The following is a 12,036-nucleotide window of genomic DNA, read 5'->3' as shown; positions in this document are numbered from 1 at the left end:
GCCACCCCATAGGGGTGTCCGGACGGAGGAGGCCCCGTCACCGCCAGTGGCGCCCTACCTCCAAGCCCGGTCCTTAGGGCCGGGTCAAGTTGACTAATCAGCCGCTTGAACGTGAAGAGGATGAGCATGCCCAGCCTCGATGCACTGCCATGGTTGGGGCCGTCACCCCATCGCGACGACGACCTTGCCGGCCTTGGCGCGCCCCTTCTCGGCATACTCCATCGCCTCGCGGGTCTGGTCGAAGGGAAAGGCGCGGTCGACGACGGGGCGGATCTCTCCGGCGTCGATGAGCCGGGTGAGTTCGCGCAGTTGGTCGCCACTGGCCTTCATGAACAGGAAGGAGTAGGTGACGCCCTGGCGCTTGGCGTGGCGCCGGGTCTTCAGGCTCAGGGCATTCATCGCCTGCCGCAGGACCAGGTTCGCGCCGAGCTCGCGGGCGAAGTTTGCGTCGGGAGGTCCGGCGATGCTGATGACCCTGCCGCCGGACTTAAGGACCCGCAGGGACTTCTCCAGGGTCTCGCCGCCGAGGGTGTCCAGGACGACGTCGTAGCCGTCCAGTACCTCCTCGAAGTCCTGTGTCCGGTAGTCGACGACGACGTCCGCTCCGAGCTCCTTGAGCAGGTCGGCGTTGGCCGCGCTGGCGGTGGTGGCCACGTGCGCGCCCAGTTGCCTGGCCAGTTGGAGGGCGATGGTGCCGACGCCGCCGGAGCCCGCGTGGATCAGGACCTTCTGGCCTGGCTGGACCTGTGCCTTCTCGACCAGTGCCTGCCACGATGTCAGGGCGACCAAGGGGAGGGAGGCGGCCTCCGCCATGGTGAGGGCGGTCGGCTTGTGTGCCAGGTCGTTCTGGTGGATGGCAATGAGTTCGGCGAAGGCGCCGATGCGGTCCTTGTCGGGCCGGGCGTAGACCTCGTCGCCCACGGCGAACCCGGTGACGTCCGATCCCACCTCGACCACCACCCCGGCGAGGTCGTTCCCCAGAATGAGGGGGAGACGGTACGGCAGGATCGCCTTGAAAGCGCCGTCGCGGATCTTGAAGTCCAACGGGTTGACGCTCGCCGCGTGGACCCGGACCAGGACGTCGTCGGCGCGTACCTGCGGGTCTGGGGCCTCGGTGATGCGACCGCGGCTCTTGTCGCCGTACCGCTCGATCATGAAAGCCTTCATCGTCGTCTCCGTTTCCCGTCCGCATGGGGACGTGGCCACTGTGCGGGCCGGGCTAATACCAGTACGACAGACCTTTTGGTGTTTGTTTCGGCTTCCTGGCGCCCCCGCCGATGCGGTGGGCGGCCGTCGCCGGCGCCGTATCCATAGCCGGGCGTCAAGGCCACCGGTGGAGCGATGCGCGTCTCACACCGCGTTCAGCGATGTGGCCAGGCTCTGCTTCGCGTGCCGGGTGATTTCGTCGGCGAGGATCTCGGGCAGTCCCGTCTCGATACCGGACAGGGCCTGCGCGGCAACCTTGGCGGGGTCGGCCTTCTGGTCGGCGGGAACCCTCGCGGCCATGCCGGTGTCCATGTATCCAACGTGCAGCGCCGAGACCACGATGCCGCGGGGTGCCAGTTCTTCCCGAGCCGCGCCGGTCAGCGCCCACGCTGCGGCCTTGGCCGCCGCATAGGCTCCGAGATCGGCCGGGTGCAGCCAGGACAGGACGGAGAGGACGTTGAGCACGGCACCGCCGCCGTTGGACTCGATCACGGGGGCGAAGGCCCTCGTCACGGTGAGCGGACCGAAGAAGTTCGTGTCCATCTCCAGGCGCACCGCGTCCGGGCTGCCCGCGACCAGCGGAGTTCCGGTAGAGATTCCGGCGTTGTTCACCAGCAGCGTCACGTCGGACGCGGTGCGGGCCGCAGCCCGGATCGACTCCTCGTCCGTCACGTCGAGCCGCAGCGCGGTGACCCCCGGCAGGTCCACCGTCTCGGGGCGTCGGACCGCCGCGTACACCGTCGCTCCGCGCTCCACGAGTTGGGCGGCCAGATGCCGTCCGAGCCCCCGGTTGGCGCCGGTGACCACCGCGACTGCGTCCTTCAGTTTCATGCCCACTCCCAGCGTTACAGCCGTCGGTGAGCGACCGGCGGCGGCTAAATTAGATTACATCCACAATCTAACCACTGGTCTAGGATAGATGCCAGTCGACATCCAATCGGGAGGTGGCCGATGGGCCGCGTATCGCAGGCGCAGGCCGAGGAGAACCGCCGGCGGGTCGTGGAAACCGCGTCTCGCCTGTTCCGGGAAAAGGGGACTCACGTCAGCGTCGCCGATGTCATGAAGGAGGCCGGTCTGACCCACGGCGGCTTCTACAAGCAGTTTGCCTCCAAAGAGGCGCTCATCGACGAAGCCACTGCCCACGCCTTCGACGAACTCACCCGGCACCACAAGGACGGACTCGAGCAGCACGGTGGGCAGCGCGTCGCCGCCCAGCAGGCACTGATCGACGCCTACCTCTCCCTCGGACACCGCGACAGCCCGGCGGACGGGTGTCCCGTCGCCGCACTCGTCACCGACATGGCGCGCGAAGTCGAAGAGCATGAGGCCCGCCGGATCTACGCCGAAGGCGTGGGCGACTTCGCCGAGTGGCTCACCACCGAGGACCAGGACGGCATCACCCGGCTGTGCACCATGCTCGGCGCACTCGTCCTGGCCCGAGCCACCAACGGTTCCCCGCTCTCCGAGGAGATCCTCACCGCCTCGCGCGCGGCATTGACGGCAGCCGGCTGATCAGTGCCATGCTGCCGGGCAGCCCGCCGAGGGGACATTCGCTGCCACGTCGCCGACGGCGCAGCCGGCTTCGCCCAGCACGTCCGCACGACCGGATGGCGTGGCCTGGTGAGCGACGGTGGCGATGGAAGGCCTGCCGCGACTGCGCCGCCTGGCGAAACCGGTCATCGCCGTGGGAGCCATGTCCCTGACGGCCTACGTCGGCCACTTCGTCGCACAGTCCGTGCTGTCCGTGCCCGGCGGGACCAGCACCCAGCGGTCCTGAGTGCCGCTGCTCATGTTCGTCCTCGGGGCAATCGTGTTCGCCGCGATCTGGTCCCGCTTCTGTCGCCGCGGGCCCCTGGAGTATCTGCTCCACGCCGCCACCAAGCCAGCGAAGTACATCTGATGAGGCCGGCCGGGTGGCTCGCTTCCACGTCCCACCTCGGCCTGGACCGTTCACGGATCAAGCAAGCGGCGCGGCCACCTCGGCAAAGAAGTCGGCGGGGAAGCCGTTGCCCTGCTGGACGTACAACACGGCATGTCAGGACGGCGCGCCGACCGCTGCGCCGGCGCGCAGAAATTCCGAGGAGCTTCTCCTCTTTGGCGTCGACCGCTTCATGTCCGGGGCCCGCGTCCTGACCAGCGTCGTCGGCAACACGTCGCCACCCTGGCGCTGGCCGCGGGGGAGCGGCAACTCGACGAGAACCCAAGGCCGTCCTACGTGGCGAGATCTCGTACACCTCAGCTCCCGAGACCGACGGCCGCACCATGAGTCGCAGGGTGGTCCAAGGCTGCAGACCCAAACCCCGCGTCCGGCGCGACGCTCGAGGAAACCGAAACGGCCGCCCCGAAGTCAGCGGTCGGGTCGGACGGTGGCTCCTGCCCACAGGCCCCCAGCCGGTCCGGGGCCGGTGCTCCGGGCCGGCCTCTTTTCGCGATCACGGGACCCTCACTCGTGGCAGCACCCTGCAACGTCATCACAGCGCAAGGTCTCGTCGATCCCGACGCGGTACCGTAGCGCCCGCCCGGCCGCGGGGTCGGTAGACGATCGTGCTGCGGTGTCGATGCCTGCTGTGCGCCCGCCGAGACTTTAGGCGACCCTGCTGGGCGCTGTTGCCAGAGCCAATGCCATCAAGGGATCGGGAGCCTTCTCGGAGCGCTCCCCCCACTCCGTTTCAGCCGTGGACAATCGACAAGGCTGACCTCTGCCCATAATTTCGGCTCCAGCGCCCGCCCCGGTCCATCGGGGATCACCTCGACCGGGGCGGAGCGAGTGCGGCGGGCAGAGCGAACGGCGGCAGGGAGCAGCCCTCGGCTGGCGTGCCGCGCACTGCGGCGCCGGCCTGTGCGCGGGCCTTAGGTGTTGAGCAGGCGGTTGAAGAACGAGCGGTATCGCTGAAGGGCGACGCGGAGTTCCTCTGTCTCTACTTCCTCGCCACGGTGCCACTGGCCTTCGAGCCCTTGTTTGTGCTGGGAGAAGGTGGCGGCAAGGGCCTGCATGGCCTCGGCGACCAGTGTGTCCGCCGCACCGACCGCCTCGCGCGGATCATCGACGAACTCGCTCTGGATCCGCTGCCATCGGCTGCGGAACTCCTCCTGCTTGAGGCCGAGCAGCGGCGCCTCCGTCTCCTGAGCCTCCGAGTGCCGGTTCTTCTCCGGCGCGGAGGCCCGGACTTCGCCTTCAGGCGTAGAGGCCCCCCGGAGGGTCGCGGTGGCTTCCCCCGGGAAGACCGGTGGTGCCTCGCCCCGGGCGCCGTGAGCCCCATTGCCTACGTCCTGCCGCGTGCCTGCCAGGTCTTCGGTGGACAGGCGGTCCGCCCCGACCTCTGGTACATCTCGCCGTTCCATTTGTCCGCCTCCTTCGTCGTTGGGGCCGCGCCTTATCTGACGGATGTTGTGCCGGCTCATACGCCGCCCTCCGCCGGGTGGTGGACGTCGCGCAGCAGTTCCGTGAACAGGGCGCGGTAGTGAACCATCGCACCCCGCAGCTCCTCCGTCGTTGCTTCGCGCCGAGTGCTGCGGCCGTTCACCTCGTGGGCGGCGCGATAGTGCTCCAAGGTGCGCCCGTGCTCCACCGACAGGTCGCTCAGCTGTTGTTCAAGACCCTCGGTCGGGTAGCCGCGTTCACTCATCAGCGAGGTCACCAGTCGGTCGGCCTCGCGGACCGCGTCGTCGGGCTGGTCCACGAACCGTTCCTGCACACGGTCCCACTCGTGGGCGTACCGGTCCCGGGCCGAGGCCGACAACTGCTTGATGTGCAGCGCGACGTGGCGCTCTTCGCGCTCACGCAGATCGCGCTCGGCCGCCCTGCGGCTGCCCTTGGTCTCCACGGCCCGCTCGTACTCCGGCCCGAACCGTGCTTGCAGGCGACGGCGCCGCGTGAACACCCGTGCCGCCAGCGCGCACACCAGGATCACCACTACGACAAGCACAATGATCGCTATGAGCGTTCCAGGGGACATCCGGTCCTCCGCTCTCAATTGCTGACACGAAAAGTGAGAAGTCCACGACCGGAACGTGCGTTCAAGGCGCGCGGCCCGCACTCTCCCGGCCGGTGGTCGACAACACCCGCTACGGCTGCCACCGCAAGCGGGATGCCGCTGCCGCTACACGTAGTGCTTTCGTCTCGCAACGGCGTGCCCCGTCGTGCCGAGGAGCCACAGAGCGCCCTCGTGGGCACTCCTCCTCGATACCGTGGAACGTCAAGCGAGTGCCCGGGGAAGGGCCGTGGAAACAGCCCGCCCAACGCCTGATTGACCGAACTCCTGGCGTGACGTCGTACGGTGCCGCTCCCAACCTGTTGCGGTCGCTGCCGGCGTGGCAGCTTCTTGGTGAGTGCTGTTGCTAGCGGCGTTTGCTTGGCGTCTGCGACCCGGCCACCGGTGCAGGCCGGGGCGACCCTTCCACTTCATGACTTACCGCTGCGGTGCGCGAGATGAGCGAGCCGGCCAGGTAACTCGACTCTGCCGGTGGTCAGGTGTTCAGGCGCCCATCTCGTACCGGCTCCTGAGGCCACCGAGCTGCCGACCTGCCGTGTCGCACATGACGCGCATGCGCCACCCAATGGCGGGCATCCGCTGCCGTGAGGTGATGTTCAAAGCGGAAGGAGCGGCTATGTTGCCGGCCCACCCTGGGTGCTGCGAAACCTCGTTGAGCAGTATGAGACTCTTCGGTTGCTGCACGCCCAGGAAGGCAGCGACCTGGTGCGCCGGCGCATGGACGATGCCTACACCCTGTGTATCTCCACTGGGACACGTGATGTCGACACAGCACTGATCGCCGCACGCCACCACCTCCCCGGAGCGCGCGTCGAGGACGATTCCCTGCTCGCGCACTGATATCGCACCCGGCACCTCAAGGCTCCCGCTCCCGTGCGTCCGGCCAGTGGCGCAAACGGGGGTTTCCTTCCGTACTGCAGGCGAGTGTGGCGCTCTAGTTGGCCGGACGGGCCAACTGCCCAGCCCCTACGACCTGGGGCCTTTCGCTGCTGGATGCCCAGCGAACCTTCGTTCGCAAACTACGGTGTCAAACGGCTCGCAAACTGCGGTGACCAGGAGCGCTGCGACCTGCACGTACGAGTCAGCTAGCCGGCGGAACTGGCCCTGCACGCCGGGGCGGGGGCCGTCGGCGCCCGGGTCGTCCCGGGCGCCCTCCGGGGATGGTCCGGCAGTTCGCGGCAACGCGTCGGTCGGTTGGTGCCCGGCTCTCAGCTCTCAGAACGCGGAGTGGGCGAACCAGCGCTCGAGCAGATCGTGGTCGCCGTACACCGTGAAGGCGTCCGAGCGGCGGTCGAGGCGTCCGTAGACGAGCAGCAGCAGATCGGCGGCGGCCGCGTGGACGGCGGCGTCGGCCGATGCGGCTGCCGTCGTCGTGTCACCGTGGGCCGGTTCGACGCCGAAGCCGTCGGGCCGCAGCCGGACCAGCCAGCCCGCCTCGCTGTCGGTGCAGCGGAAGAGCAGGGTCTCGTCCTGGCCACGGAGGCGGGCCACCTCGGGAGCGAAGGACGCCGCGAAGGGGAGGTTCACCAGGAACTCGTCCACGCCGTCGGCCGCCAGCCCCTGGTCGACGGTGGGCCGGATGCCCACAGCGGTTTCCGCGTCGGTGCGGTGCACCAGCGTCTCGAACAGCATCCGCCGTACCCAGAACCGGGCGTGCTGATCGGCACCCCAGGCCCACATCGGGGCGTCCGGATCGACGGCCGTGAAGGTCTCGTCCGCCTCGGCCGCACTTGCCGTCAACCATTCCGGGTAGCCGTCCTCGTGATCCGGCAACCGCAGCTCCCCGATCTCGCGGCTGCGCGGGGGTTCCTGGAAGCCCTCCCGCAGCAGCGCCGAGAATCGCCGCTGCACGCTTCCGGTGTGCCTGACCACGTCGAGGAGCGTCCAGCCCGGACAGCTGGGGACCGGGGTCGCAAGGCTCGCGCCCGCGAGCGCGGCCACGAACTTCGCGGTCTCCGCTGCGACGGCCTCGCGACGGGTGACGTGGGAGGAAGTCAGCCCCGGATCCGGCACGTTCATCAGTTGCGTCCTTGACGTCGGCGGTCCGGCCGCCTGGCCGGCCGGGCCTCTTCCCGCAGCCTGCCACAGCGTGCCGCCGTCGCGGCCTTCCGGTCCGGTCTCAGGAACCGGCGCCCCCGCCGTCGCACTCGCCGCCGAAACGCCAGCCTGCCCTCCTATTTTAATGCCGTCCGGAGTCACCGGGCAGCCCGCCTTATAGGGGGCCCTCGCCGGCGGTTGCCCCAGCCTTCCGTTGATAGAGGGCCCCTGATGAGCTGCTGCAGTCAGGATGACTGGCCTTGGTCGAAGAGGGCCAGGGCTTCGGAGGGGTCCGGGCTCACGAGGCGTTCCAGACCGGCCGTCGTGATCTCCGCCCACCTGCCGGCCCGTGCCCACATCTGTTCCTCGAAGGCGCGGACGGCCTCGCCCAGATCCTCAGGGCCGGTGGCGATGGACTCTGCGAGTTCGGCGCCTTCCACCATCGCGAGGTTCGCGCCCGCCCCCAATGGGGGCATCAGATGGGCGGCGTCGCCCAGCAGCGTCACCCCGAAGACGTGGGTCCAGGTGTGGGACACGGGCAGGACGTAGAGGGGGCGGTGGACGAAAGCGGTGCCGTGGCGGAGGAGGTCGAGGACGGGAGTGGCCCAGCCGTCGAACAGAGCCAGCAGGCTCGATCGCACGGCCTCGACGTCAGCCAGGTCCAGGTGTGTGTGCCAGTCCAGCGGCGCGCGGAGCTGGGCGTACACCTCGACGTGGCCGCCGCAATTGCGCACACCATCTCCGCACTGTCCGTGCCGGGACACATCAGCCTGCTGGATTTGCTCGGCCGTCGCCACCTTCACAGCGCACAGCGCCGCGCGCACCGTCCCTTGTGAACTTCACCGTCGCTTCGGTGCAGCTGGTGGCGAGCTTGGCGAGCGCCTTGCCTTCGGCGTGGTCGATGGTGAGTTTCCAGCCTGGTTTGGCGGTTACCCAGTCGGTGGCGTATGTGCAGGAGGCGCACTTGGCGGGCGGCTTCCATTCGGCGGGGTCTTGGTCGCCTTTGGAGGGGTTGGGGCCGGAGCTGACGGCTACGAGGCTGCGATGGGCGTCGAGGTCGTTGGCGTACCTCTCGCTGCGCTCGTCCGTCCATTTCGAGGCGACGGAGTCCCAGGCTTCGGCGAGAGGCTCCATGTGGTCGATGTCCAGACCCGCGGGCCCTCCGCTCACGATGAGCACTGATCGGGCTGTGGCTGTGCCCTTCTACATGGTCACCACCTCGCGCCCCGCGCAGTGGAAGGCGGCGAGCTCTCCCTTCTACGAGATCCTGCGCAAGCGGCAGTTCCGTCTGGTCAAGCACGTCGACTTCCGGGGTCAAGGCGGCGGGCAGCTCTCCGGGAGCGTGGAGCGGGGGAGACGCAGGAGCCGGTTCCAGGTTCCGTTCGCCGACCAGCGGCGATGCCATGCTTGAACGATCTTCCGGTGGCCCGTGCCACCCCGGCAGGCCCCGCCGGACTGCACTGGTGGACGCCGTGTGCGGCACCGGCCACCGTTCCCGATCCGGCACGGAATGCCGGGTAGAGGTGCGCGTTGACCCGTCCGCGCTCCCGGGCGGCACGCCTCGTGGACGCCTGGCTGCCTGACTCCGACGCCATCGCGGATGGCTCGGGGCTGCTGCGCCGTTTGGCAGGAGACGGACTTGTCCGGGTGACCACACCGGCCACGCCCGCCCACGGGGCGAAGCTTGCCACCTGCCAGAAGACGTTCCACGTCCTCGACCGCCACGGGACGCGGGACGACCGGCTCGTCGCTCTCGGCGACCATGCGGCCTCGGGCGCGCTGGGGTCGCTGTCGCGGCCGCGCACGAACGCCGCGTTCTTCCGGCAGAACGACAAGGTCGTCGACTGGCTGTGCGCTCCGGTCGAGGCAAGGGCGAGGTCGTCGACGAGGAACGTTCCCCGGGGCGCCGATCAGGGGTGAGCGGAGGAGCGGGGCGTTGTTTCCCCGAGCTTCCGGGCGAGCTCGCGCCTGTTGGTCACCCCGAGCTTGGCGTAGATGCTCTGCAGATGGTTGTCGAGCGTCCGGACCGAGATGGTCAGGAGCTCGGCGATCTCGCGGCTGCGCATAGTGGCTGCCGCGAGGTGGGCGATCTCGGCCTCCCGTTTGGTGAGCGCCGCTGCGGAAGCGGAGAGCACGAGGGCGGGAGTCTGCGCGCCCTCGCACTTCCCGGTCAGTGCGAGGGCTCGGTTGGCCGCGGAGGTCGACCGCCGTGGTTCGCCCGCCCGTTGCCAGGCAGTACTGGCCTGGGTCATCGCCTCGGCGGCCAGCAGCGGTGCGCCCATGGCGTCACACTCGTCCGACACCTCGCTGAGAGCATCGGGTGACCGGTCCGCCAGTGCTGCGGCGAGACGCGCACGAGCCGGTGCCAGGCGACCGTCGCACAGGTCCGCGAGTTCACCCAGGCGTCCGGGGGGCGCCAAGCCGCGCGACATCGGTGAGCAGCCCTTCGGACATCAGTTGCCCTGCGTCGCGCGCCGCGCGGGCCGCCGACATCAGTACGGACCGGGCCTGACTCAGCCGTCCCTGGGCGGCGAGCAGCCACGCCTCACCCAGATGTTCCTGACCGGCGAAGAACCCCATGGGGGGTTGGTCGGCGATGTCCCGAAGGGCTCCCGCCGCCCCTTCCGTGTCCCCCAACACAGCGGCAGAGGCCGCCAGCCCGGAGAGGATGATCTGCGTGGCCTTGGTGTGCCGGCGCGCGCGGGCCCTCGCGAGAGCCTCCGCGAACAGTCGGCGAGCCGTACCCGGGCGGCCGGCCATCCAGGCCGACCTGCCCATGTGCAGGCAGAGCCACAGGTATTGCATGGGTTCCGCGGAGCGCACCACGTCCTCGTGCGTAGCCGCACCGACGGCCGCCGCCTCGTCGAAACGGCCCGCCTCCGACAGGGCCATGACCAGGGTGAGTGCCTGCGATCCCGGATGCGGTAGATCCCCGGTCCCCTGGGCGGCATTGGCCTGCTTCACCGCATGCTCCGCGAACTCGATGGCGCGCGCGGTCCTGCCGACGGCGGCGGAGGCGGCGGCCTTCCACGTGGCGCAGAGGAGCCAGAGCACGGGGTCCGCGGCGTCGTCGATGCGGTCGGGCAGCTCGGACAGCAGAGAGAGACCACGGACAGGGTCTCCCGAAGCGGCGAGCATATGGCCCTTGTTGGTGAGCAGCATCGTGGTGCTCCCGGAGCCGGACAGGCGCGTCAGGGCCTCGTCGTTCACGGCCAGTGCCCGGTCGACCTGAGCGCCCGACCAGAAGAGATTGAAGGTGCGTGCGCCCGCTGTCATGAGCTTTTCCCGCTCGCTGCGCGCATGCCGGTTCGCCCGCGCATACGCGGTCTCGGCCTCCTCCCACGCGCCCAGATTTCGTTGCGCGTTGCCCAGCAGCAGGTCCGACCGCAGATTCCTGCTGCGTGCCGGAAGCTTCTCGAGCAGGGAGACGACCTGCTCGTTGTCGTTGCCGAAGGCCGCGAAGGCGGCTGCCTTGACCAGCAGCGCCGGATCGGTGGTTCCGTTGACGGCGAGTTCCCAGGACGCGAGCCGGATGGCGTCACCGCGGCGGCGGCCTCCGTATCTGCGGGTGCGCGCGATCTGCTCCTGCAGCAGGGTACGTCGGCGCATCGTCGGCAGGGCATCTCGCAGCACCTCGCCATAGATGGGGTGAGCCAGAGCCACGGTGGTGCGGCGTCCCTCCGCGGTGGCGACGAGGAGACCGGAGCCTTCGAGGCTCTGCAGCATGTCGCGGGAGGTCATGTCGACCGCATCGGCCTCGGACACCTGCTCGCAGAGCGCGAGTGCTTCCAGCAGGTGGCGGGCGGCCGGCGGCATGTGGAGCAGGCGGCCCTGGACCAGATCGCGCAGACGCCGCGTCACGCCGGTATGTGTCTCGGCGAGATGCCAGACCTCCCCGTCGAAGGAGAGCGCTCCGGTTTCCAGGGTGCCGTGGACCAACTCCCTGAGATAGAGCGGGTTTCCGCGGATGGCGGAGAAGAGGTGGTGCTGGGTCGAGAGGGATACCGGGGCCCCGAGAGCGGCTTCGAGCAGAGTCGCAGTCTCCGACGGGGAGAGTTCTTCGAGATCGAAGCGGTGAAGATTCCCTGCAAGGCCGCTGATGGCTTCGCCGGGGGTGGTCTCGCTCCGGATCGTCGAGACGAGGAACACCGTTCCGGCATCCAGCAGTTGCCGCAGGAGCACGGCGGAGGTCGTGTCCAAGAGGTTCAGGTCGTCGAGCCAGAGCACCAGCTTTCCGCCGTGCGAACCGGCGAAGGACTGCGCGGCCGACTGAAAGGCCCGGACCGGCCGCTCCGGGTCCAGGTCCGCGGGTAGCAGATGGGCCAGGGCTCCGAACGGCACTTGAGCGGCACCGACGGTGGCTATCGCCTTCCGGGTGGGCATTCCGGAATTTTGGGCGATCCGCCAGAATTCAGCGGCGAGCCGAGATTTCCCGACCCCGGACATGCCGTGGATGACACAGCCTTCCGAGTCTGTTGCCCGCAGAATGCGCCGAAAGCTGCGCAATTCCTCCGACCTCGCCACGAGCGGCCATTCTCGCGCAACGTCTGGAATTTCCATGTCGTCTCCACGTGGCAGGTGATCGCGTAGCGCCTCCGCCGGGTACGAGGGAGAAAACGCAGCGTGCACATGCGTCACTCTCAGCCACCGCATCGCGCCGCCGCGACCTGGCCCAACAATAGCTTTCCGGCTCCGGCCGGGCATCGGGGAACGTGCTTGGGTGACGCCATCGCCTGGGGTATCGGCCTCGGCCCGCGGTTGCTCATGCGCCCTGGGGAGTGTGCGTGAGGTGTGAGCGAGG

At 69.0% G+C, this 12,036-nt stretch carries 11 protein-coding genes and 3 pseudogenes; 5 read left to right on the top strand and 9 right to left on the bottom strand.

The features are described from left to right. Window positions 1–162: 162 nt before the first annotated feature. Together ACH4FH_RS36490 and ACH4FH_RS36485 are read right to left on the bottom strand one after the other, a co-directional pair. Window positions 163–1,167: an NADP-dependent oxidoreductase gene (locus ACH4FH_RS36490; RefSeq protein ID WP_398560276.1), complete on the bottom strand. Its 1,005-nt coding sequence runs from the start codon at window positions 1,165–1,167 to the stop codon at window positions 163–165. A gap of 183 nt (window positions 1,168–1,350) precedes the next feature. Beyond that, window positions 1,351–2,037 carry an SDR family oxidoreductase gene (locus tag ACH4FH_RS36485; protein ID WP_398560275.1) on the bottom strand — a complete coding sequence of 229 codons (687 nt, stop codon included), beginning with the start codon at window positions 2,035–2,037 and terminating at the stop codon, window positions 1,351–1,353. 120 nt (window positions 2,038–2,157) lie between these two features. On the opposite strand from ACH4FH_RS36485, the gene ACH4FH_RS36480 reads away from it, so the two are divergent. Next, complete coding sequence (locus ACH4FH_RS36480) at window positions 2,158–2,718, top strand: TetR/AcrR family transcriptional regulator (protein ID WP_398560274.1); 561 nt, start codon at window positions 2,158–2,160, stop codon at window positions 2,716–2,718. A 112-nt stretch (window positions 2,719–2,830) separates the two neighbouring features. Beyond that, window positions 2,831–3,106: pseudogene (locus ACH4FH_RS36475) on the top strand (DUF418 domain-containing protein); the annotation flags it as partial. Between the two features lie 950 nt (window positions 3,107–4,056). Here the strand turns inward: ACH4FH_RS36475 and ACH4FH_RS36470 are convergent. Then, window positions 4,057–4,548 carry a hypothetical protein gene (locus ACH4FH_RS36470; RefSeq protein ID WP_398560273.1) on the bottom strand — a complete coding sequence of 164 codons (492 nt, stop codon included), beginning with the start codon at window positions 4,546–4,548 and terminating at the stop codon, window positions 4,057–4,059. Between the two features lie 56 nt (window positions 4,549–4,604). Further along, window positions 4,605–5,162 (bottom strand): hypothetical protein, encoded by a 558-nt coding sequence (locus tag ACH4FH_RS36465; RefSeq protein ID WP_398560272.1) that lies wholly within the window; start codon window positions 5,160–5,162, stop codon window positions 4,605–4,607. Window positions 5,163–5,814: 652 nt separating this feature from the next. Between ACH4FH_RS36465 and ACH4FH_RS36460 the strand changes: the two are divergent. Further along, window positions 5,815–6,038, top strand: a pseudogene (locus tag ACH4FH_RS36460) (DUF5133 domain-containing protein). 375 nt (window positions 6,039–6,413) lie between these two features. Here ACH4FH_RS36460 and ACH4FH_RS36455 read toward each other — a convergent pair. From ACH4FH_RS36455 to ACH4FH_RS36445, 3 genes and pseudogenes are all read right to left on the bottom strand, one after another. After that, window positions 6,414–7,217: a maleylpyruvate isomerase family mycothiol-dependent enzyme gene (locus ACH4FH_RS36455; protein WP_398560271.1), complete on the bottom strand. Its 804-nt coding sequence runs from the start codon at window positions 7,215–7,217 to the stop codon at window positions 6,414–6,416. Window positions 7,218–7,480: 263 nt separating this feature from the next. Then, window positions 7,481–7,966, bottom strand: a pseudogene (locus ACH4FH_RS36450) (FAD-dependent oxidoreductase); the annotation flags it as partial. A 34-nt stretch (window positions 7,967–8,000) separates the two neighbouring features. Next, on the bottom strand, window positions 8,001–8,405 hold the full coding sequence (locus ACH4FH_RS36445) for an HNH endonuclease family protein (protein ID WP_398560270.1): 405 nt from the start codon (window positions 8,403–8,405) through the stop codon (window positions 8,001–8,003). 19 nt (window positions 8,406–8,424) lie between these two features. Here ACH4FH_RS36445 and ACH4FH_RS36440 point away from each other — a divergent pair, with 19 nt between their 5' ends. Both ACH4FH_RS36440 and ACH4FH_RS36435 read left to right on the top strand, forming a co-directional pair. Next, the gene (locus ACH4FH_RS36440; RefSeq protein ID WP_398560269.1) at window positions 8,425–8,646 is read left to right on the top strand and encodes a hypothetical protein; all 222 of its coding nucleotides are present in this window, start codon (window positions 8,425–8,427) and stop codon (window positions 8,644–8,646) included. 119 nt (window positions 8,647–8,765) lie between these two features. Then, window positions 8,766–9,155, top strand: coding sequence for a hypothetical protein (locus ACH4FH_RS36435; RefSeq protein ID WP_398560268.1), 390 nt, complete (start codon window positions 8,766–8,768; stop codon window positions 9,153–9,155). Here ACH4FH_RS36435 and ACH4FH_RS36430 read toward each other — a convergent pair. Continuing rightward, window positions 9,146–9,538, bottom strand: a complete 393-nt coding sequence (locus tag ACH4FH_RS36430) for a response regulator transcription factor (RefSeq protein ID WP_398560267.1) — start codon at window positions 9,536–9,538, stop codon at window positions 9,146–9,148. The two genes, ACH4FH_RS36435 and ACH4FH_RS36430, sit on opposite strands and share 10 nt — an antisense overlap. A gap of 91 nt (window positions 9,539–9,629) precedes the next feature. After that, entirely contained in the window at window positions 9,630–11,795 is a 2,166-nt protein-coding gene (locus ACH4FH_RS36425; RefSeq protein ID WP_398560266.1) for an AAA family ATPase, read from the bottom strand. Window positions 11,796–12,036: the final 241 nt, after the last annotated feature.

The sequence above is a fragment of the Streptomyces sp. NPDC017993 genome (assembly GCF_044328065.1).
Lineage (GTDB): Bacteria > Actinomycetota > Actinomycetes > Streptomycetales > Streptomycetaceae > Streptomyces.
The sequence above is the reverse complement of the archived record's forward strand: the minus strand, read 5'-3'. Positions and strand labels throughout refer to the sequence as shown.

Excerpts from the sequence above, each read along its gene's own strand:
- ACH4FH_RS36490 (WP_398560276.1), bottom strand. The coding sequence starts at position 1,167 with ATGAAGGCTTTCATGATCGAGCGGTACGGCGACAAGAGCCGCGGTCGC.
- ACH4FH_RS36485 (WP_398560275.1), bottom strand. The coding sequence starts at position 2,037 with ATGAAACTGAAGGACGCAGTCGCGGTGGTCACCGGCGCCAACCGGGGG.
- ACH4FH_RS36480 (WP_398560274.1), top strand. The coding sequence starts at position 2,158 with ATGGGCCGCGTATCGCAGGCGCAGGCCGAGGAGAACCGCCGGCGGGTC.
- ACH4FH_RS36470 (WP_398560273.1), bottom strand. The coding sequence starts at position 4,548 with ATGGAACGGCGAGATGTACCAGAGGTCGGGGCGGACCGCCTGTCCACC.
- ACH4FH_RS36465 (WP_398560272.1), bottom strand. The coding sequence starts at position 5,162 with ATGTCCCCTGGAACGCTCATAGCGATCATTGTGCTTGTCGTAGTGGTG.
- ACH4FH_RS36455 (WP_398560271.1), bottom strand. The coding sequence starts at position 7,217 with ATGAACGTGCCGGATCCGGGGCTGACTTCCTCCCACGTCACCCGTCGC.
- ACH4FH_RS36425 (WP_398560266.1), bottom strand. The coding sequence starts at position 11,795 with ATGGAAATTCCAGACGTTGCGCGAGAATGGCCGCTCGTGGCGAGGTCG.